The 19,724-nt window shown below is 60.0% G+C and carries 18 protein-coding genes; 13 read left to right on the top strand and 5 right to left on the bottom strand.

Annotated elements, in window-relative coordinates; genetic code table 11:
- Positions 1 to 118: 118 nt before the first annotated feature.
- A complete protein-coding gene (locus tag J3P88_RS26145; protein ID WP_434572424.1) occupies positions 119 to 1,813 on the bottom strand; it encodes a lactate permease LctP family transporter in 1,695 nt (564 codons plus the stop codon).
- Between the two features lie 262 nt (positions 1,814 to 2,075).
- On the opposite strand from J3P88_RS26145, the gene J3P88_RS26140 reads away from it, so the two are divergent.
- On the top strand, positions 2,076 to 2,843 hold the full coding sequence (locus J3P88_RS26140; protein WP_186705975.1) for an FCD domain-containing protein: 768 nt from the start codon (positions 2,076 to 2,078) through the stop codon (positions 2,841 to 2,843).
- 199 nt (positions 2,844 to 3,042) lie between these two features.
- Here J3P88_RS26140 and smpB read toward each other — a convergent pair whose 3' ends face one another.
- Entirely contained in the window at positions 3,043 to 3,525 is a 483-nt protein-coding gene (gene smpB / locus J3P88_RS26135; RefSeq protein ID WP_042730880.1) for an SsrA-binding protein SmpB, read from the bottom strand.
- A 118-nt stretch (positions 3,526 to 3,643) separates the two neighbouring features.
- Here smpB and J3P88_RS26130 point away from each other — a divergent pair, with 118 nt between their 5' ends.
- The 3 genes from J3P88_RS26130 to J3P88_RS26120 are packed head-to-tail and all read left to right on the top strand — an operon-like array spanning position 3,644 to position 5,797.
- Positions 3,644 to 5,047, top strand: coding sequence for a sodium-dependent transporter (locus J3P88_RS26130; protein ID WP_434572422.1), 1,404 nt, complete (start codon positions 3,644 to 3,646; stop codon positions 5,045 to 5,047).
- A gap of 7 nt (positions 5,048 to 5,054) precedes the next feature.
- Positions 5,055 to 5,498, top strand: coding sequence for a type II toxin-antitoxin system RatA family toxin (locus J3P88_RS26125; protein WP_186705977.1), 444 nt, complete (start codon positions 5,055 to 5,057; stop codon positions 5,496 to 5,498).
- Positions 5,495 to 5,797, top strand: a complete 303-nt coding sequence (locus tag J3P88_RS26120; RefSeq protein ID WP_434572420.1) for an RnfH family protein — start codon at positions 5,495 to 5,497, stop codon at positions 5,795 to 5,797. Before J3P88_RS26125 ends, J3P88_RS26120 begins: the two co-directional genes overlap by 4 nt.
- 60 nt (positions 5,798 to 5,857) lie before the next feature.
- Here J3P88_RS26120 and J3P88_RS26115 read toward each other — a convergent pair whose 3' ends face one another.
- On the bottom strand, positions 5,858 to 6,385 hold the full coding sequence (locus J3P88_RS26115; protein WP_186729525.1) for an outer membrane protein assembly factor BamE: 528 nt from the start codon (positions 6,383 to 6,385) through the stop codon (positions 5,858 to 5,860).
- Positions 6,386 to 6,482: 97 nt separating this feature from the next.
- Between J3P88_RS26115 and fur the strand changes: the two genes are divergently transcribed.
- Entirely contained in the window at positions 6,483 to 6,887 is a 405-nt protein-coding gene (gene fur, locus J3P88_RS26110) for a ferric iron uptake transcriptional regulator (RefSeq protein WP_003197684.1), read from the top strand.
- 75 nt (positions 6,888 to 6,962) lie between these two features.
- Here fur and recN read toward each other — a convergent pair whose 3' ends face one another.
- Complete coding sequence (gene recN, locus J3P88_RS26105; RefSeq protein ID WP_434572416.1) at positions 6,963 to 8,636, bottom strand: DNA repair protein RecN; 1,674 nt, start codon at positions 8,634 to 8,636, stop codon at positions 6,963 to 6,965.
- A 243-nt stretch (positions 8,637 to 8,879) separates the two neighbouring features.
- Here recN and grpE point away from each other — a divergent pair, with 243 nt between their 5' ends.
- From grpE to J3P88_RS26065, 8 genes are all read left to right on the top strand, one after another.
- The gene (grpE, locus tag J3P88_RS26100) at positions 8,880 to 9,446 is read left to right on the top strand and encodes a nucleotide exchange factor GrpE (protein ID WP_186705980.1); all 567 of its coding nucleotides are present in this window, start codon (positions 8,880 to 8,882) and stop codon (positions 9,444 to 9,446) included.
- Between the two features lie 101 nt (positions 9,447 to 9,547).
- Positions 9,548 to 11,464 carry a molecular chaperone DnaK gene (gene dnaK / locus J3P88_RS26095; protein WP_014336568.1) on the top strand — a complete coding sequence of 639 codons (1,917 nt, stop codon included), beginning with the start codon at positions 9,548 to 9,550 and terminating at the stop codon, positions 11,462 to 11,464.
- A gap of 321 nt (positions 11,465 to 11,785) precedes the next feature.
- Complete coding sequence (gene dnaJ, locus J3P88_RS26090; protein ID WP_039592325.1) at positions 11,786 to 12,910, top strand: molecular chaperone DnaJ; 1,125 nt, start codon at positions 11,786 to 11,788, stop codon at positions 12,908 to 12,910.
- 9 nt (positions 12,911 to 12,919) lie between these two features.
- On the top strand, positions 12,920 to 13,726 hold the full coding sequence (gene dapB, locus J3P88_RS26085) for a 4-hydroxy-tetrahydrodipicolinate reductase (protein ID WP_186705981.1): 807 nt from the start codon (positions 12,920 to 12,922) through the stop codon (positions 13,724 to 13,726).
- 255 nt (positions 13,727 to 13,981) lie between these two features.
- Positions 13,982 to 15,118 (top strand): glutamine-hydrolyzing carbamoyl-phosphate synthase small subunit, encoded by a 1,137-nt coding sequence (gene carA, locus J3P88_RS26080; RefSeq protein WP_053118343.1) that lies wholly within the window; start codon positions 13,982 to 13,984, stop codon positions 15,116 to 15,118.
- A gap of 105 nt (positions 15,119 to 15,223) precedes the next feature.
- Positions 15,224 to 18,445, top strand: coding sequence for a carbamoyl-phosphate synthase large subunit (carB, locus tag J3P88_RS26075; RefSeq protein ID WP_186705982.1), 3,222 nt, complete (start codon positions 15,224 to 15,226; stop codon positions 18,443 to 18,445).
- A gap of 2 nt (positions 18,446 to 18,447) precedes the next feature.
- The gene (gene greA / locus J3P88_RS26070; RefSeq protein WP_030139783.1) at positions 18,448 to 18,924 is read left to right on the top strand and encodes a transcription elongation factor GreA; all 477 of its coding nucleotides are present in this window, start codon (positions 18,448 to 18,450) and stop codon (positions 18,922 to 18,924) included.
- A 28-nt stretch (positions 18,925 to 18,952) separates the two neighbouring features.
- Positions 18,953 to 19,357 (top strand): MFS transporter, encoded by a 405-nt coding sequence (locus J3P88_RS26065; RefSeq protein WP_186729544.1) that lies wholly within the window; start codon positions 18,953 to 18,955, stop codon positions 19,355 to 19,357.
- A gap of 10 nt (positions 19,358 to 19,367) precedes the next feature.
- On the opposite strand, the gene J3P88_RS26060 is transcribed toward J3P88_RS26065, so the two are convergent.
- Entirely contained in the window at positions 19,368 to 19,676 is a 309-nt protein-coding gene (locus J3P88_RS26060) for a YhbY family RNA-binding protein (RefSeq protein WP_003177852.1), read from the bottom strand.
- Between the last annotated feature and the right edge of the window lie 48 nt (positions 19,677 to 19,724).

Genomic DNA, 19,724 nt, shown 5'->3' with positions numbered 1-19,724 from the left:
TCCGCTGAGGCTGCTGAATATAGCCAGGAAATCTTTCAGCAGCCTTGCAGACCCGGTTGTGAATAGCAGACGCCGAATCACGGTTCGGCGTCGGTTTTTCCAGTATTGCGTGTAGGACTCAATGAACCAGCATGCCGGTAAACCAGTAGGCCTGGGCCAAGGTGATCAAGCCGACAATCGTTGCAAAGAATAGGCTGTGTTTGAGGGTGAAACGGAACAGATCCGATTCCTTGCCCACCAGCCCGGTCGCCGCGCAGGCCACCGCGATCGATTGTGGCGAAATCATCTTGCCGGTCACGCCGCCGCTGGTGTTGGCCGCGACGAGCAGGGTGTCGTTGACGCCGATCTGGTGCGCGGTGGTGGCTTGCAGCGAGCTGAACAGCGCGTTGGATGAGGTATCGGAGCCGGTCAGGAACACGCCCAGCCAACCCAGGAACGGCGAGAAGAACGGGAACGCCGCGCCCGTGCCTGCCAGCACCAGGGCCATGGTCGACGACATGCCCGAATAGTTGGTGACGAAGGCGAACGCCAGCACCATGCCGATGGACAGGATCGGCCAGCGCAGCTCGAAAAGCGTCTCTTTAAAAGTGGTAAGACCAGTTTTTAGGTTGATCTTCAGCACCAGCATCGAGATCAGTGCGGAGAAGAAAATCGCCGTGCCGGTGGCAGAAATCGGATCCAGCTTGAACACGGCCGGGATGGCGGTGGGGTTGATCACGATGGGTGCGACCTTGATCACCATCTGGTCCAGGTGCGGAATGGCGAAGTTGAACACCCAGCCGTACATCGAGCCGCCGGCGGCGAACATGGCCTTGAACGGCTTGAGGGTCCAGATCGTCACCAGCACGGTAAGAATCAGGAACGGCGACCACGCCTTGATGATTTCCCCCAGGCTGTAGGGCGACGCCACGGTGCTGCGCGGTTGGCCGAAACCGCCGGCGTTGGCGGTGACCGTTGCGCTGGAGGTGGTGCCGGCAATCTGGGCGCCGGCGGTGCGCTTGGGCTGCCAGATTTTCAGGAACAGCGTCAGGGAAATCAGGCTGGCCAGGGCGGAGGTGATGTCCGGCAGTTCCGGGCCGATGAAGTTGGAGGTGAAATATTGGGTGATGGCAAAGCTCAAGCCGGCCACCAGCGCTGCTGGCCAGGTTTCCCGCACGCCGCGCAGGCCGTCCATCATGAATACCAGCCAGAACGGCACGAACAGCGACAGCAAGGGCAATTGGCGACCGGTCATGGCGCCGATCTTGAACGCGTCGATCCCGGTGACCTGGCCGGCCACGATGATCGGGATGCCCAGCGCGCCGAACGCCACGGGGGCGGTGTTGGCGATCAGGCACAGGCCCGCGGCATACAAAGGGTTGAAGCCCAGGCCGACCAGCAGGGCGGCAGTGATCGCCACCGGTGCACCGAAGCCCGCGGCACCTTCCAGGAATGCGCCAAAGCAGAAACCGATCAACAGCACTTGCAGGCGTTGGTCATCGGTAATCGACAGCACCGAGCTGCGAATCACTTCGAACTGGCCGCTCTTGACGGTCAGTTTGTAGAGAAACACCGCGGCGACGATGATCCAGGCAATGGGCCACAGGCCATAGGCAAAGCCATAGCCGGCAGCGGCGAAGGCCATGTCTGCGGGCATGTTGAACGCAAAGATCGCCACGGCAATCGCCAGGGCCAAGGTGATGCTGCCGGCCACATGCCCCTTGAGGCGAAACACCGCCAGGGCCAGGAAGAAAAATACGATGGGAATAACGGCCGCGAGTGCGGACAAGCCGAGGCTGCCGAGCGGGCTGTAGAGCTGTTGCCAGGTTTGCATGATGGGTGGGCCCCTAATTGTTGTTGGTCAGGCACTGTCAGCGATTTTGGGTAATTGGTAATACCAATTTACAAGCGCTGTCGGCTAGGGTAAAAGCCTTGGTTGTCGTGTGTCAATTTGCCGCCCTGAAACTTTCGTCGAATAAGCGGTGCAGAAGGCATCTGATCCGTTCGAACAAATAGCTTTTGGTGGGTGTGAGCACGGCCCGGATGGGCCAGAATAGAGAGCCCGGCGAGCCGTCGGGATCGTGGAGAATTGAGTTATGGGGTTTGATCAGATTCGTCAGCGCCGTTTGTCTGACGATATTGTCGAGCGGCTTGAAGGCATGATCCTTGAGGGCACGCTGAAGTCGGGTGAGCGGCTGCCCGCCGAGCGGACCCTGGCCGAGCAGTTCGGTGTGTCACGCCCCTCGTTGCGTGAAGCGATCCAGAAGCTGACGGCCAAAGGCTTGTTGATCAGTCGCCAGGGCGGCGGCAACTATGTGGTGGAGTCGCTGGGCTCGACGTTCAGTGATCCGCTGCTGCAACTGTTGGAAAGCAACCCCGAAGCACAGCGCGATTTGCTGGAGTTCCGTCACACGCTGGAGGCTTCCTGCGCTTATTACGCGGCACTGCGGGCCACGGAGGTGGATCGCGAGCGGCTGACGGCGGCGTTCGACGAACTGCAGGATTGTTACTCGCGCCACGACGAGGTCAGTCGGGCGGAGGAGGGCGCGGCGGATGCCCGATTCCATCTGGCGATCGCCGAGGCCAGTCATAATGCGGTACTGCTGCACACCATTCGTGGCTTGTTCGACCTGCTCAAGCGCAACGTCGTCACCAATATCGGCGGCATGTACAAGCAGCGCAGTGAGACCCGCGACATGCTGATCAGCCAGCATCGGGAGTTATACCAGGCCATTATGGATGGGCATGCCGAACAGGCGCGGGAAGTTTCCAGCCGACATATCTTGTATGTGCAGGAAGTCTTGGAAGAGGTGCGTCAGGAAGTACAGCGCGTGGCGCGGGCGGAGCGGCGTAAAGGGATGTAATCGCGCCGGTGGCCCCCTGTGGGAGCGAGCCTGCTCGCGAAAGCGGTCTGTCTGACACATCACATGTCGCATGTACCACCGTCATCGCGAGCAAGCTCGGCTCCCACAGTGGATCTTCAGTGAACACAGGATCTGTGTATTGCCGGGATCTGGTGTGGGAGCGGGCTTGCTCGCGAAAGCGGTCTCAAGGACGAAAGAATCAGTCTTCCTTGCCCTTGTTGCGCACCGCGCGCTGCAGCTCGCGGCCGGCATCGCGTTCGCGCTCGGTATCGCGCTTGTCGTACTCCTTCTTGCCCTTGCCCAAGGCAATTTCGCACTTGATCAAGTGCTTGCTCCAGTACAACGACGTGCAGACGCAGGTGTAGCCCTTCTGCTGCACGGAGGCGAAGAGCTTTTCCAGCTCGCGCTTGTTGAGCAGCAGCTTGCGCGAACGCACAGGATCGGCGATGACATGGGTGCTGGCGGTGGTCAGCGGCGTGATATGACTGCCCAGCAGCCACGCTTCGCCGTCCTTGAGCAAGACATAACTGTCGACCAGTTGCGCCTTGCCGGCACGCAAGCTCTTTACTTCCCAGCCGGCCAGGACCATGCCAGCCTCGAAACGTTGTTCGATGAAGTAATCGTGTCGCGCCTTTTTGTTTTGCGCGATGGTCCCTGTGGGGTGTTTCTTCTGTTTAGCCATAGGGGCGGCATTATAGGCAGTTGCGTGCGTGTCGGCTACGGTGAAGCTGCGTGCTTGAGCACGTTGAGTGAATCCCGGACAATGCGGCCTCTTTTTTGAACGCTTGGGCGTGATCACGATGTCGACAGACAAGGTTTCTGTCCACGGCAGTTGGGCTAGCCGCTGGGTCTTCATATTCGCGGCGACCGGTTCCGCCGTGGGGCTGGGTAGTATCTGGAAGTTTCCATACATGGTCGGCGTCTACGGTGGCGGTGCCTTCGTATTGATGTTCCTGGCCTGCATCGCCCTGATCGGCGCGCCGGTCATGCTGGCGGAGACACTGATCGGCCGTCGCGCCCGGCAAAGCCCGGCCAACGCGCTGAAGGTGTTGGCCGTGGAGGCAGGACACTCGCCGAAGTGGTCCTGGGGTGCGTTCGCCGGGATGATCACGGCACTGTTGATCTTGTCCTTCTACAGCGTGGTCGGTGGCTGGTCGCTGGACTACATCATCGACATGGGGCGAGGCGATTTCCAGGGGGCGACGCCTGATCAGGTCGGCGCTTACTTCGGCAATGTGATCGCCGACCCTTGGAGACTCACGCTTTGGCACACACTTTTCATGGTGCTTTCCGCCGTGGTGATAGCCCGGGGCGTGGTGGCAGGGCTTGAGCGCAGCCTGCGGATCATGATGCCCTTGCTTTTCGTGATGATCCTGGTCCTGTTGGGCTACAGCATGACGACCGGGCACTTCATGGAAGGCGTGCATTTCATGTTCGACTTCAAGCCGGAAAAAGTCATGGATGGCCTGCTACCGGCCATGGGGCACGCGTTCTTTTCCCTCAGTGTCGGGGTCGGTTCGATCATGATCTACGGCGCCTACATGCCGAAAAATGCGTCGCTGACCAGGACTGTCGTCGGTGTTGCGCTGCTGGATACCTTCGTGTCGCTGCTGGCGGGCGTGGCATTGTTTCCGATTGTGTTTGCCGCCGGCCTGAACCCCAGCGAAGGGCCGGGGCTGATGTTCGTCAGCCTGCCATTTGCTTTCGGTAGCATGGCGTTCGGCCAAGTCATGGGCGTGGTGTTTTTTGTCCTGGTGGCGATTGCCGCCTGGAGTTCGGCCATCTCTCTGCTTGAGCCCATGGTGGCCTATCTGGTCGAGCGCACCCGCTTGAGTCGCGCCTGGGTCACGTTCTGGCTGGCTTTCACTTGCTGGTTCGTGGGCCTGGGCACGGTGTTTTCCTTCAATATATGGAAACAGGCGAAGTTTTTCGTGAACGAAGACGGGCTGTTCCGTCTCTACCAGTGGGGAGCAACCGGAGGGCTGGATTTCTTTGGCGTGATTGATTTCTTCACATCTCGGATCATGCTTCCACTGGGAGGTCTGTGTTTCGTGGTGTTTGCAGGGTGGATCATGGGGCGTGAAGCCGTGCGTGATGAGTTGTCGCTGCGCAGTCCTGTATTGTTCGCCTTGAGCCTGTTCTTGATGCGCTATGTGGCGCCCATTGGCATTCTCGTAGTGTTTGCCGCCCAGCTGTGGAAGTGACGCTTACATGACGACACATATTCAACGCTCGGCCTTGCTGCCCTACCCGGCGCAGGCGCTTTACGACTTGGTCAATGATGTGGCGAGTTATCCGGAATTCCTGCCTTGGTGCTCGTCTGCCGAGGTGCTCGAGAGCTCCGAAACCCATATGCGCGCCAGCCTCAACGTCGCCAAGGGCGGCCTGAGTCAGCATTTTGTTACTCGAAATACCTTGGTGCCTGGCCAGTCCATCGAAATGAACCTTGAAGAAGGGCCATTCAACCAGCTCCATGGTGTATGGGTGTTCAAACCCCTTGGCGAGAAAGCCTGCAAGATCAGCCTGGACCTTTCATTTGACTACGCTGGTCCGTTGGTGCGAGCAACTTTGGGACCGCTGTTCAACCAGGCCGCCAATACGCTGGTCGATGCGTTCTGTCAGCGCGCCAAGCAGAACGCAGAGCTCAAGCGTTGATCGAGATAGAAGTGGTGTACGCCTCGGTGGATCGCCAGGTCTTGCGCACATGCAGGGTGCAGGAAGGCACCAGTGTTCGCGCAGCGCTGGTGGCGTCGGGGATTGCCGACGTATTCCCGGAGCTGGACCTGGCAACTTGCCCGGTGGGGATTTTTGGCAAGGTGGTTGCCGATCCGGATAACCAAGCGGTGCAAGCGGCCGATCGATTGGAAATTTATCGACCTTTATTGGCTGATCCGAAGGAAATTCGCCGCCTGCGCGCGGCCAAGGCTGCCCAGGCGCGACAATCGGAGCAATAACCTGGCCGGAATCGCAGGCAAGAAAAAAACCGGCATGCCGGGTTTTTTTCTTGTCGCGATTTATTGCGGCGACGTATCCAGAGGCTCCGGAGTCGGGACCGGTACGGTCTCGACGTTGTCCACGTCCTTCTGGATCTGGTCCAGCAACGAACCTGGCTTGACCGGTTTTTCCGGTTTCGGCTGTTCGGTATTCTGGGCCGGGTCGGTCACGGTGGTGCCGCTGTCCTTGCCCATGATGGCCTCGTCGCGGCTCACACCAGGCATGAAATCGCCCGACAGGCTGACAAGTTGGTCGTCAGGGCTGAAGATGACGCTGATGCGTTCCTGCTGGCGCTCACCGCCGCCTGGCTGCAAGCTGTACAGATAATCCCAGCGATCGGCATGGAACGTGTCGGTCAGCAGAGGGTTACCCATGATAAACCGTACTTGCCGGCGGGTCATTCCCGGGCGTAACTGGTCTATCATGTCCTGCGTGACGACATTGCCCTGCTGGATGTCGATTTTGTAAACCCCGGGGAATGAACAACCGGCGAGTGCGAGCAGTCCCACAAAGGTGAAACTGGTTAGCAAGAGCTTGGTGTTTTGCATCGGTGGGCGACTTCCACTATCTTGGCTGGGACAACGTAAACGCCGATCATACCCGCATTAAGAGAAGCTGCGAAGCAGCATCGCGAGAAAGCTGACCATGGTTGAAAATAGCGAACTACGCAAAGCCGGCCTCAAAGTGACCCTGCCACGGGTCAAGATTCTACAAATGCTCGATTCCGCCGAGCAACGCCACATGAGCGCCGAGGATGTCTACAAGGCGCTGATGGAGGCTGGTGAGGACGTCGGTCTGGCCACGGTTTACCGTGTCCTGACCCAGTTCGAGGCAGCTGGCCTTGTGGTGCGACACAACTTCGACGGAGGCCATGCGGTCTTCGAACTGGACGACGGCAAGCATCACGACCATATGGTCAACGTCGAGACCAGTGAAGTCATCGAATTCTTCGACGAAGAAATCGAGCGGCTGCAGAAAGCAATCGTCGACAAGTATGGCTTCGAGATGGTTGATCACAATCTTGTGCTGTACGTACGCAAGAAAAAGTAAGCATGTCGCGCGGACTTAAGGTTCGCGAAACGAACGAAGGCGACCCCAGGGTCGCCTTCGTGCTTTCTGCCGTTCTCAGTTTTTCGCGGTAACGACCATTTTTTTCGCGTGGGCCAGGGATTCCTTGGTGAGGTCGATCCCGCCCAGCATTCGTGCCACTTCTTCTACACGCTCGTTTTTGTTGAGCTTCGACACGGCGGTGCGAGTCGCGTCCTCGCCACGCACCTTGTGCACAAATAAATGCTGGTGCCCTTGGGCGGCGACCTGGGGCAGGTGAGTGACGGTCAACACCTGGCCACGTTCGCCCAATCGGCGGAGCAATTGGCCGACAATTTCCGCTGTCGGGCCACCGATGCCCACGTCCACTTCGTCGAACACTAGCGTCGGTACGCGGGAGGTCTGCGCGGTGATGACCTGGATGGCCAGGCTGATTCGTGACAATTCACCGCCGGAGGCGACTTTGGCCAGGCCCTTGAGTGGTTGCCCGGGGTTGGCGCTGACCAGCAATTCCACCTGTTCCAGCCCATTGGGTTGGAGTTCGTCGCCGGCGTTGGGGCGCAATTCGATGGTGAAGCGTCCACCGGGCATGCCCAGGCGTTGGATTTCCTGCTCCACGGCACTGGCCAGCCCTGTCGCGGCTTGGCGTCGCAGCTCGCTGAGCTCTTTGGCCTTTTCCTGATAATGACGGGCATAAGAAGCCAATTCGTCCCCGAGGCGCTCGATGGACTCATCGTTGGCGTTCAGGGTCTCGAGTTCTTCCAGCAACCGCTGTTGGAGTTCGACAACCTCGGTCGGCTGGATGCGGTGTTTGCGCGCCAATGTATAAATAGTGTCCAGGCGCTCTTCCAGGTATTGCAGGCGTGCCGGGTCGGCGTCGAAATGATCGAGGAAGCGATTCAGTTCCCCAACGGCTTCCTCGACCTGGATCTGCGCGCTCGTCAGCAGGTTGGTCGCTTCGCTCAGGGCGCCCACCGAATTGTTCACGCTGGACAGCCGGTTCAGGCTCGCCGTCAGCGCATTGAGCACGTTGCCCGAATCGCTCTCGCTGCATTGCTCGACCACCTGGCGACAGATGCCCAGCAGGGTTTCGGCGTTGGTCAGGTTCTTGTGTTCCTGCTCCAGTTCTTCCAGTTCATTTTCACCCAGGGCCAGGTTCTCCAGTTCTTCGAGCTGGTAGCTCAATAGCTGGTGACGGGCGCGCTGTTCGTCGCCGGAATTGGAGAGGCGATCCAGTTCCTGCCGGGTCTGGCGCCAACGTTGGGCGGCCAGTTGGACTTGCCGGGCCAGGTCGGTAGCGCCGGCGTATTCATCCAGCAGGCGACGATGGGTGTCGGTCTTGAGCAGGGATTGATGTTCGTGCTGACTGTGGATGTCGATCAGCAACTCGCCGAGGGCCTTGAGGTCGCCCAGCGGGCAGGGCGTGCCGTTGATGTAGCCTCGGGAGCGGCCTTCGGCGGTGATAACCCGGCGCAGGATGCACAGGCCATCGGTGTCCAGGTCGCGTTCGGCCAGCCAGGCGCTGGCCTCGGGGATATCGACCAGGTCGAAGGTCGCCAGGATGTCGGCCTTGTCCGCTCCGGGGCGCACCACGCCACTGTCGGCGCGGTCGCCCAGGGTCAGGCCCAGGGCGTCGAGCATGATCGATTTGCCCGCGCCGGTTTCACCGGTGATCACGCTCATGCCTCGATCAAGTTCGAGGTCGAGGTGTTCGACAATGGCGTAGTTGTGTACGGACAGGTGCACCAGCATAAGGCCGCTCCCAGGCTTTAGGTCTGGTTATTTATACAGTGTTTTGTTTCGGCCTGACAATGCCCACGCTTAGCTCGATTTGCTTGGGAAAATGATTTTCTTAGCGCGGCACGGAATGATTATGCGGCTGCTTTTTGTAAGGTTAATTCGTCAGATGACCCTTGAAGCTGGAAAACCCGGCCCCATATACCGGGGCAGAAGCGCGAGTCGAGCTCGCGGACGAAGTTGAAAGGAGAAATCTCTATGGCTGACGAACAGACGCAGGACACGCAAAATCTAGACGCCAATCAGGCTTCCCAGGATTCCGGTGAAGACCTGTCGGCACGTGTACAAGTGCTCGAGGAGCAACTGGCCGGTGCGCAGGACCAGGCGTTGCGTGTAGCCGCCGACCTGCAGAATGTCCGCCGTCGCGCCGAGCAAGATGTAGAAAAGGCCCATAAGTTCGCCCTGGAGCGTTTCGCCGGCGACCTGCTGCCGATCATCGACAGCCTGGAGCGCGGCCTGGAGCTGTCCAATCCGGATGACGAAAACATCCGTCCGATGCGCGAAGGCATCGAGCTGACCCTGAAAATGTTCCAGGACACCCTCAAGCGCTATCAGCTCGAAGCCCTGGATCCCCATGGCGAGCCCTTCAACGCCGAGCATCACCAGGCCATGGCGATGCAGGAAAGTGCTGACGTCGAGCCAAACAGCGTCCTGAAGGTTTTCCAGAAAGGCTACCTGCTCAACGGCCGCCTGCTGCGTCCGGCCATGGTCGTGGTCAGCAAGGCGCCGGCACCGGTTTCGCCTTCTATTGATGAGCAGGCTTGAAATCGGGCGCAGCGGCCCCATCTATAAGTCAAGCGTTTAAGTGCTACCGCAGTTAGCCACCACTGCTGCGGCAACAAAATCCAAGTTCCGGGAGAGTTAACATGGGCAAGATTATCGGCATCGACCTGGGGACCACCAACTCGTGCGTCTCCGTGCTGGAAAACGGCAAGGCCAAAGTTATTGAAAACGCTGAAGGCGCGCGCACCACGCCGTCGATCATTGCGTACGCCAATGATGGCGAGATTCTGGTTGGCCAGTCGGCCAAGCGTCAGGCAGTGACCAATCCGCATAACACCCTGTACGCGGTGAAGCGTCTGATCGGTCGCAAGTTCGACGAAGAAGTCGTTCAGAAAGACATCAAGATGGTGCCTTACAAAATCGCCAAGGCTGACAACGGCGACGCCTGGGTTGAAGTGAACGGCCAGAAAATGGCGCCGCCACAGATCTCGGCCGAGATCCTCAAGAAAATGAAGAAAACCGCCGAAGACTACCTCGGCGAAGCGGTGACCGAGGCGGTCATCACGGTTCCTGCCTATTTCAACGACAGCCAGCGCCAGGCGACCAAAGACGCCGGTCGCATCGCGGGCCTGGACGTAAAACGTATCATCAACGAACCAACCGCGGCCGCTCTGGCCTACGGCATGGACAAGGCCAAGGGCGATCACACCGTGATCGTTTACGACCTGGGTGGCGGTACCTTCGACGTTTCCGTGATCGAAATCGCTGAAGTCGACGGCGAGCACCAGTTCGAAGTACTGGCAACCAACGGTGACACGTTCCTCGGTGGTGAGGACTTCGACATCCGCCTGATCGACTACCTCGTCGACGAGTTCAAGAAAGAAAGCGGCATGAACCTCAAGGGTGACCCGCTGGCGATGCAGCGCCTGAAAGAAGCCGCTGAAAAAGCCAAGATCGAACTGTCCTCGAGCCAGTCGACCGACGTGAACCTGCCGTACATCACCGCAGACGCCACCGGTCCTAAGCACCTGAACGTAAAAATCTCCCGCGCCAAGCTCGAAGCGCTGGTGGAAGACCTGGTTCAGCGCACCATCGAACCTTGCCGCATTGCCATGAAAGACGCCGGTATCGACGTTGGCTCGATCAACGACGTGATCCTGGTGGGCGGCCAGACCCGTATGCCGCTGGTCCAGAAGCTGGTGACCGACTTCTTCGGCAAAGAAGCCCGCAAGGACGTGAACCCGGACGAAGCCGTTGCCATGGGTGCTGCCATCCAGGGCGCCGTTCTGGCCGGTGACGTGAAGGACGTTCTGCTGCTCGACGTCAGCCCGCTGACCCTGGGTATCGAAACCATGGGTGGCGTGATGACCGCGCTGATCGAGAAAAACACCACGATTCCTACCAAGAAATCCCAAGTGTTCTCGACGGCCGACGACAACCAGGGCGCCGTGACCATCCACGTGCTGCAAGGTGAGCGCAAGCAAGCTGCCCAGAACAAGTCCCTGGGCAAGTTCGACCTGGCCGAGATCCCGCCAGCACCACGTGGCGTGCCGCAAATCGAAGTGACCTTCGACATCGACGCCAACGGCATCCTGCACGTTGGTGCGAAAGACAAGGCCACCGGCAAGACCCAGTCGATCGTGATCAAGGCCAACTCCGGCCTGTCCGAGGAAGAAATTCAGCAGATGGTTCGCGACGCTGAAGTCAACGCCGAGGAAGACCGCAAGTTCGAAGAGCTGGCCAGCGCCCGTAACCAAGGCGATGCCCTGGTGCACTCGACCCGCAAGATGATCGCCGATGCTGGCGAGAAAGTGACCGCGGAAGAGAAAACCGCCATCGAAGCGGCCGTGGTTGCCCTGGAAGCCGCTGTGAAAGGCGACGACAAGGCGGCCATCGAGGCGAAGATCGAAGAGCTGTCGAAGGTCTCCGCGCCTGTGGCTCAGAAGATGTACGCCGAGCAGGCCCAGCCTGCCGAAGGCGCGGCTGCGCAGGGCGAATCGGCCGAGAAAGCCGACGACGTCGTCGACGCCGAGTTCGAAGAAGTGAAAGACCACAAGTAATCGCTTGTTGGTCGGCCGGTTGACTGCGTTTGTGCGGTGGCTGGTAGGATGTCGCCGCGCGGGAGCTTGCTCCCGCGTTGGCGTGTCTGGAGGCAACGAATTTTTTACAGCATGCGACAAAGCTCGGGTGCTGACGGCGTGTTCGGGAATGCTCCTGCTTTCCGGCGATGGACGCCGCGTTTTGGCCGGGTACCTGGCTGAAAGTTTACGACCAGGATCGTTGAATTGACGTGAGTTGGGTCCGGGCCTGCATTGGGGCTCAACGAGTTTGGCAAGGTTCAGGAGAGGTTTGCCGGACGTCCTATAAGAGTGCAAAGACTAATGGCGAAGCGTGATTTTTACGAAGTATTGGGTGTCGAGCGGGGAGCCAGCGAGGCGGAGCTGAAGAAGGCTTATCGTCGCTTGGCGATGAAGCACCACCCGGACCGTAATCCCGGCGACAAAGCGTCGGAAGAGATGTTCAAGGAAGCCAACGAGGCTTACGAAGTCCTGTCCGATTCCAGTAAGCGCGCGGCCTACGACCAGTACGGGCATGCCGGTGTCGACCCGAGCATGGGTGGCGGCGGTGCCGGTTTCGGCGGCCAGAACTTCTCCGATATTTTCGGTGATGTGTTCAGCGATTTCTTCGGCGGCGGTCGCGGCGGTGCCCGTGGTGGCGCCCAGCGTGGCAGTGACCTGCGCTACACGCTGGAGCTGAATCTGGAAGAAGCGGTGCGCGGTACCACCGTCAATATCCGCGTGCCGACACTGGTCAACTGCAAGCCGTGTGATGGCTCCGGTGCCAAGAAGGGCTCCTCTCCCGTGACCTGCCCGACCTGCGGCGGCATTGGCCAGGTTCGCATGCAGCAGGGCTTCTTCTCGGTCCAGCAGACCTGCCCGCGTTGCCATGGCCAAGGCAAGATCATTTCCGATCCGTGTGACTCCTGCCATGGAGAAGGGCGTGTCGAAGAGTACAAGACGCTGTCGGTCAAGGTGCCGGCCGGTGTCGACACCGGTGATCGCATTCGCCTGTCCGGCGAAGGCGAGGCGGGTGCCCAGGGTGGCCCGACTGGCGACTTGTACGTGGTCATCAACGTCCGCGAACACGCGATTTTCCAGCGTGACGGCAAGCATTTGTTCTGCGAGGTGCCGATCAGCTTCGTCGATGCGGCCTTGGGTGGCGAGCTTGAAATCCCGACCCTCGACGGTCGCGTCAAGCTGAAAATTCCCGAGGGCACGCAGACCGGCAAGCAGTTCCGGATCCGAGGCAAAGGCGTCGCGCCAGTGCGTGGCGGTGGTGCAGGCGACCTGATGTGTCGCGTGGCGGTGGAAACGCCGGTCAACCTGGGGCGTCGTCAGCGTGAACTGTTGGAAGAGTTCCGCAACTCCCTGGCCGATGACAACAGCCACTCACCGAAAACCACCGGTTGGTTCGAAGGCGTGAAGCGCTTCTTCGGCGACCTGTAAGGAGTTCGCATGCGACGTATAGCTGTGATGGGCGCTGCGGGGCGCATGGGCAAGGCGCTGGTCGAGGCGGTGCAGCAGCGCTCGCCGCTCTCCGGCCTCACGGCGGCCATCGTTCGGCCCGACAGTACGCTGGTGGGCGCCGATGCTGGCGAGCTGGCCTCGTTGGGACGTATCGGCGTGCCGATGTCCGGCGGCCTGGAGAAGGTGCTCGACGAGTTCGACGTGCTCATCGACTTCACCCTGCCGGAGGTGATGCTGAAAAACCTGGCGATCTGCCGCAAGCATGGCAAGGCCATGGTGATCGGCACGACCGGGCTGGATGCGACGCAGAAGCAATTGTTGGCCGATGCCGGCAAGGACATCCCGATCGTATTCGCGGCGAACTTCAGCGTGGGCGTGAACCTGTCGCTCAAACTGCTGGATCTGACGGCCCGGGTGTTGGGTGACGATGCCGATATCGAAATCATCGAGGCTCATCACCGGCACAAGATCGATGCGCCGTCGGGAACGGCCTTGCGCATGGGTGAAGTGATTGCCGATGCGCTGGGGCGTGATCTGCAGAAGGTCGCTGTGTATGGGCGTGAAGGGCACACCGGTGCCCGTGAGCGCGACACCATCGGTTTCGCCACGGTGCGTGGTGGCGATGTGGTGGGCGACCACACCGTGCTGTTCGCCACTGAAGGCGAGCGACTGGAGATCACCCACAAGGCGTCGAGCCGGATGACCTTCGCCAAGGGCGCGGTACGTGCCGCGCTGTGGCTGGATGGTCGCGAGCCTGGTTTGTACGACATGCAGGACGTTCTCGACCTGCGTTGATGCCATTAAGGGCGGGGTTCAGGTTATACTGAGCCCCGTTTTACACCGCTTCGCGACGACCTGTCGCATTCCCCTGCCTTTAAGGCTCATTAGCGGTGGACCAAAAAAGCCTTTTTCTGTAAGCTACAGCTTTAGTGTGTCCACTAAAAGCGCGCAGAATAATTCAGTGAACAAGCGGGGTGACGTGTCCATACGTCACTCCGCTTTTTTACAACCTGCGATCGCCCTTTCAGGCTTTATTTACGGGAGGTCTTCTTGACTAAGCCAGCCATACTCGCCCTTGCTGATGGCAGCATTTTTCGCGGCGAAGCCATTGGAGCCGACGGTCAGACCGTTGGTGAGGTGGTGTTTAACACCGCAATGACCGGCTATCAGGAAATTCTTACCGATCCTTCCTACGCCCAGCAAATCGTTACCCTGACTTACCCGCACATCGGCAACACCGGCACCACGCCGGAAGACGCCGAGTCCGATCGTGTCTGGTCCGCCGGCCTGGTCATCCGTGACTTGCCGCTGGTAGCGAGCAACTGGCGTAACACGATGTCCCTGTCCGACTACCTGAAAGCCAACAACGTCGTGGCGATCGCCGGTATCGACACCCGCCGCCTGACCCGCATCCTTCGGGAAAAAGGCGCGCAGAACGGCTGCATCATGGCCGGCGACAACATTTCCGAAGAAGCCGCCATCGCCGCTGCCCAGGGTTTCCCTGGCCTCAAGGGCATGGACCTGGCGAAAGTCGTCAGCACCCAGAAACAATACGAATGGCGCTCCACGGTCTGGGACCTGAAGACCGACAGTCACGCGACGATCGAGGCTTCCGAGCTGCCGTACCACGTGGTGGCGTACGACTACGGCGTCAAGCTGAACATCCTGCGCATGCTGGTCGAGCGTGGCTGCCGCGTCACCGTGGTACCGGCGCAAACCCCGGCCGCCGACGTCCTGGCCCTCAAGCCCGACGGCGTGTTCCTGTCCAACGGCCCGGGTGACCCGGAGCCTTGCGACTACGCGATCCAGGCGATCAAGGACGTGCTGGAAACCGAGATCCCGGTATTCGGTATCTGCCTCGGTCATCAGTTGCTGGCCCTCGCTTCGGGCGCCAAGACCCTGAAAATGGGCCACGGCCACCACGGTGCGAACCACCCGGTCCAAGACCTGGACACCGGCGTGGTGATGATCACCAGCCAGAACCACGGTTTTGCCGTGGATGAAGCGACCCTGCCGGCCAACGTTCGCGCGATCCACAAATCGCTGTTCGACGGCACGCTGCAAGGTATCGAGCGTACCGACAAGAGCGCGTTCAGCTTCCAGGGCCACCCTGAAGCGAGCCCGGGCCCGAACGATGTGGCGCCGCTGTTCGATCGCTTCATCAACGAGATGGCCAAGCGACGCTGACCGCGCGAAGCCCGAGGGCGGCCCCGAACACGGTGGCCCCCTCGGGCGCTTCAAAGATTGTTCGACGGCCTAGCCGACTGACCTGCGGATTTGAGTGACAAACCCATGCCAAAACGTACAGACATAAAAAGCATCCTGATTCTCGGCGCTGGCCCGATCGTGATCGGCCAGGCTTGCGAATTCGACTACTCCGGCGCCCAGGCCTGCAAAGCCCTGCGCGAAGAGGGCTACCGCGTCATCCTGGTGAACTCCAACCCAGCCACCATCATGACCGACCCGGCCATGGCCGACGCCACCTACATCGAGCCGATCAAGTGGCAGACCGTCGCCAAGATCATCGAGAAGGAGCGCCCGGACGCGCTGCTGCCGACCATGGGTGGCCAGACCGCGTTGAACTGCGCACTGGACCTGGAGCGCGAAGGCGTCCTGGAAAAATTCGGTGTGGAAATGATCGGCGCCAATGCCGACACCATCGACAAGGCCGAAGACCGTTCGCGCTTCGACAAGGCGATGAAGTCCATCGGCCTGGACTGCCCACGCTCGGGCATCGCCCACAGCATGGAAGAGGCCAACGCCGTCCTGGAACGCCTCGGCTTCCCGTGCATCATCCGTCCGTCCTTCACCATGGGCGGCACCGGTGGTGGCATCGCCTACAACCGTGAAGAATTCGAAGAAATCTGCGCCCGTGGTCTCGACTTGTCGCCCACCAAGGAACTGCTGATCGACGAATCCCTGATCGGCTGGAAAGAATACGAAATGGAAGTTGTCCGCGACAAAAAGGACAACTGCATCATCGTCTGCTCCATCGAGAACTTCGACCCGATGGGCGTGCACACCGGTGACTCGATCACCGTTGCACCGGCCCAGACCCTGACCGACAAGGAATACCAGATCCTGCGTAACGCCTCCCTGGCGGTACTGCGTGAGATCGGCGTGGAAACCGGCGGCTCCAACGTCCAGTTCGGCATCTGCCCGAACACCGGACGCATGGTGGTCATCGAGATGAACCCGCGGGTATCCCGTTCGTCGGCCCTGGCCTCCAAGGCCACCGGTTTCCCGATCGCCAAGGTCGCCGCCAAGCTGGCCGTGGGCTACACCCTGGACGAGCTGTCGAACGACATCACCGGCGGCAAGACCCCGGCGTCCTTCGAACCGTCCATCGACTACGTTGTCACCAAGCTGCCACGCTTCGCCTTCGAGAAGTTCGCCAAGGCCGATGCCCGCCTGACCACCCAGATGAAGTCGGTCGGTGAAGTCATGGCCATCGGCCGGACCTTCCAGGAATCCCTGCAGAAAGCCCTTCGCGGCCTGGAAGTGGGTGTCTGTGGTCTCGATCCGAAGCTGGATCTGAACGACCCGGAAAGCATGAGCGTGCTCAAGCGCGAGCTGACCGTGCCGGGTGCCGAGCGTATCTGGTACGTGGCCGATGCCTTCCGCGCCGGCATGACTGTCGAGCAGATCTTCGGCATGAACATGATCGACCCTTGGTTCCTGGTCCAGATCGAAGATCTGATCAAGGAAGAAGAGAAGGTCAAGACCCTGGGCATGTCCAGCATCAACCGCGACACGATGTTCCGCCTCAAGCGCAAAGGCTTCTCCGACATGCGCCTGGCCAAGCTGCTGGGTGTGACCGAGAAGAGCCTGCGTGCTCATCGGCACAAGCTGGAAGTGTTCCCGGTCTACAAGCGCGTCGACACCTGCGCGGCCGAGTTCGCCACCGACACCGCCTACCTGTACTCCACGTACGAAGAAGAGTGCGAAGCCGCGCCATCGACCCGGGACAAGATCATGATCCTGGGTGGCGGTCCTAACCGGATCGGCCAGGGCATCGAGTTCGACTACTGCTGCGTACACGCGGCACTGGCCCTGCGCGACGACGGTTACGAGACCATCATGGTCAACTGCAACCCGGAAACCGTGTCCACCGACTACGACACCTCTGATCGCCTGTACTTCGAGCCAGTGACCCTGGAAGACGTGCTGGAAATCGTCCGCGTCGAGAAGCCAAAAGGCGTGATCGTCCAGTACGGCGGCCAGACTCCTTTGAAACTGGCTCGCGCCCTTGAAGCCGCCGGCGTGCCGATCATCGGTACCAGCCCGGATGCCATCGACCGCGCCGAAGACCGTGAGCGCTTCCAGCAGATGGTCGAGCGCCTGAACTTGCGCCAGCCGCCAAACGCCACCGTGCGCAGCGAAGACGAAGCGATTCGTGCCGCCGCCAAGATCGGTTATCCGCTGGTGGTGCGTCCGTCCTATGTGCTGGGCGGTCGTGCGATGGAAATCGTCTACCAGGAAGACGAACTCAAGCGTTACCTGCGCGAAGCGGTCCAGGTGTCCAACGACAGCCCGGTGCTGTTGGACCACTTCCTCAATTGCGCCATCGAAATGGACGTGGATGCGGTCAGCGACGGCAAGGACGTGGTGATTGGCGCGATCATGCAGCACATCGAGCAGGCCGGTGTTCACTCCGGTGACTCCGCTTGCTCGCTGCCGCCGTACTCGCTGCCGGCGCACATCCAGGACGAGATGCGCGAGCAGGTCAAGAAAATGGCCCTGGAACTGGGTGTCATCGGCCTGATGAACGTGCAACTGGCCTTGCAAGGCGAAGATATCTACGTCATCGAAGTCAACCCACGCGCTTCCCGTACCGTGCCGTTCGTTTCCAAGTGCATCGGTGTTTCCCTGGCGATGATCGCGGCGCGCGTCATGGCTGGCAAAACCCTGAAAGAGCTGAACTTCACCAAGGAAATCATCCCGAACTTCTACAGTGTGAAAGAGGCGGTGTTCCCGTTCGCCAAGTTCCCTGGCGTGGACCCGATCCTCGGCCCTGAGATGAAGTCCACCGGTGAAGTGATGGGCGTGGGCGATACCTTCGGTGAAGCCTTCGCCAAGGCCCAGATGGGCGCCAGCGAAGTGTTGCCGACTGGCGGCACGGCGTTCATCAGTGTGCGTGATGACGACAAGCCACTGGTTGCAGGCGTAGCCCGTGATCTGATCAACTTGGGCTTCGAAGTGGTCGCCACTGCCGGTACTGCCAAGCTGATCGAAGCGGCGGGCCTGAAAGTGCGCCGCGTGAACAAGGTGACCGAGGGACGTCCGCACGTGGTCGATATGATCAAGAATGACGAAGTCACGCTGATCATCAACACCACCGAAGGTCGTCAATCGATCGCCGATTCCTATTCCATTCGTCGCAATGCGCTGCAGCACAAGATCTACTGCACCACGACCATTGCTGCGGGCGAAGCGATCTGCGAAGCGCTCAAGTTCGGTCCCGAGAAGACCGTGCGTCGCTTGCAGGATCTACATGCAGGATTGAAGGCATGAGCATAACCAAGTACCCGATGACTGTTCAGGGCGCGAAGGCCCTGGAAGAAGAACACGCTTTCCTGACCAAGGTCGAGCGCCCGCGCTTGAGCCAGGCTATCGGTGAAGCGCGTGAGCTGGGCGACCTGAAGGAAAACGCCGAATACCACGCTGCCCGAGAGGAGCAGGGGATGGTCGAGGCGCGTGTCCGTGACATTGAAGGCCGCATGCAGAATGCGGTGATCATCGATGTCACGACGATTCCGCACACCGGCAAGGTCATTTTTGGCACCACGGTGGAGATCGCCAACGTCGAGACCGATGAAAGCGTGACCTACCAGATCGTTGGCGAGGACGAGGCAGACATCAAGCTCGGCAAGATTTCCGTCGGTTCACCTATTGCTCGCGCCTTGATTGCCAAGGAAGAGGGCGATGTGGTGGCGGTGAAGACGCCGGGTGGCGTCATCGAGTATGAGATTGTCGAAGTCCGTCACATCTGAACGAAGGCGCCCGCTGCGAGCCGGCGCCATGATCTGGCAGCTCACCCAGATGTTGTGGGTGGGCGGCATCTGGTTGTTGCACATTGGTTTGCTGCCGGTGCTGGGTCGAGTCGGCCTGGCACCGCTGCTCATCGATGAAATCGCCGGCATGCTGACGGTGCTGCTGGTGGCGTTTTCCGCGGCGTGCGTGATGTTTCAGGCTTTGGTGCTGGTTCAGGCCGAAGGCCTTGCCAGTCTATGGCGCGACATTCGTGGGCAGTTGCTGCTCATGTCGATGTATGCGTGCGGGATGTTCTTTGCGGTGCATCTCGGCTGGCCGGATGCGAGCCAGTGGCAGGTATTCAGTTACCTGGTGCTGGGCTTTTCCGGTTTGGTGCTGGTGTTGCAGCCGGTTCCCGGGTGGAGCGGCAGGGTGTGCGAGGCACACCCTTGACCCTTTGACATCACTTGAAGCGGTGAACGTTCGACAGTTGCTTGTTGACGCTGAAGTTCTTGCGATAAATCAGCGCCATCTTGCCGATGACCTGCACCAGGTCTGCCTTGCCGGTCTTGCACAGTTCGGCAACGGCAGCCAGGCGGGCTTCGCGATCGAGGATGTTGAGCTTGATCTTGATCAGCTCGTGATCGCCCAAGGCGCGTTCCAGTTCGGCGAGTACACCTTCAGTCAAACCGTTGTCAGCCACAGTCAAAACCGGTTTCAGATGGTGGCCAATGGATTTGTATTGTTTCTTCTGCTCTTGAGTGAGCGGCATAATCTGACCCCTGCGTCTGATCTTGTAAAAAGCGGCGGCCAGTTTACC

It is taken from the genome of Pseudomonas sp. Z3-6, assembly GCF_051131985.1.
GTDB classification, from domain to species: domain Bacteria; phylum Pseudomonadota; class Gammaproteobacteria; order Pseudomonadales; family Pseudomonadaceae; genus Aquipseudomonas; species Aquipseudomonas zanjanensis.
Note: the sequence above shows the minus strand (reverse complement) of the source record. Positions and strands in the feature narration are given on the sequence as shown.

Coding starts and splice junctions, on each gene's coding strand:
- J3P88_RS26145 (WP_434572424.1), bottom strand. CDS start 1,813: ATGCAAACCTGGCAACAGCTCTACAGCCCGCTCGGCAGCCTCGGCTTG.
- J3P88_RS26140 (WP_186705975.1), top strand. CDS start 2,076: ATGGGGTTTGATCAGATTCGTCAGCGCCGTTTGTCTGACGATATTGTC.
- smpB (WP_042730880.1), bottom strand. CDS start 3,525: ATGGCTAAACAGAAGAAACACCCCACAGGGACCATCGCGCAAAACAAA.
- J3P88_RS26130 (WP_434572422.1), top strand. CDS start 3,644: ATGTCGACAGACAAGGTTTCTGTCCACGGCAGTTGGGCTAGCCGCTGG.
- J3P88_RS26125 (WP_186705977.1), top strand. CDS start 5,055: ATGACGACACATATTCAACGCTCGGCCTTGCTGCCCTACCCGGCGCAG.
- J3P88_RS26115 (WP_186729525.1), bottom strand. CDS start 6,385: ATGCAAAACACCAAGCTCTTGCTAACCAGTTTCACCTTTGTGGGACTG.
- fur (WP_003197684.1), top strand. CDS start 6,483: ATGGTTGAAAATAGCGAACTACGCAAAGCCGGCCTCAAAGTGACCCTG.
- recN (WP_434572416.1), bottom strand. CDS start 8,636: ATGCTGGTGCACCTGTCCGTACACAACTACGCCATTGTCGAACACCTC.
- grpE (WP_186705980.1), top strand. CDS start 8,880: ATGGCTGACGAACAGACGCAGGACACGCAAAATCTAGACGCCAATCAG.
- dnaK (WP_014336568.1), top strand. CDS start 9,548: ATGGGCAAGATTATCGGCATCGACCTGGGGACCACCAACTCGTGCGTC.
- dnaJ (WP_039592325.1), top strand. CDS start 11,786: ATGGCGAAGCGTGATTTTTACGAAGTATTGGGTGTCGAGCGGGGAGCC.
- dapB (WP_186705981.1), top strand. CDS start 12,920: ATGCGACGTATAGCTGTGATGGGCGCTGCGGGGCGCATGGGCAAGGCG.
- carB (WP_186705982.1), top strand. CDS start 15,224: ATGCCAAAACGTACAGACATAAAAAGCATCCTGATTCTCGGCGCTGGC.
- J3P88_RS26065 (WP_186729544.1), top strand. CDS start 18,953: ATGATCTGGCAGCTCACCCAGATGTTGTGGGTGGGCGGCATCTGGTTG.
- J3P88_RS26060 (WP_003177852.1), bottom strand. CDS start 19,676: ATGCCGCTCACTCAAGAGCAGAAGAAACAATACAAATCCATTGGCCAC.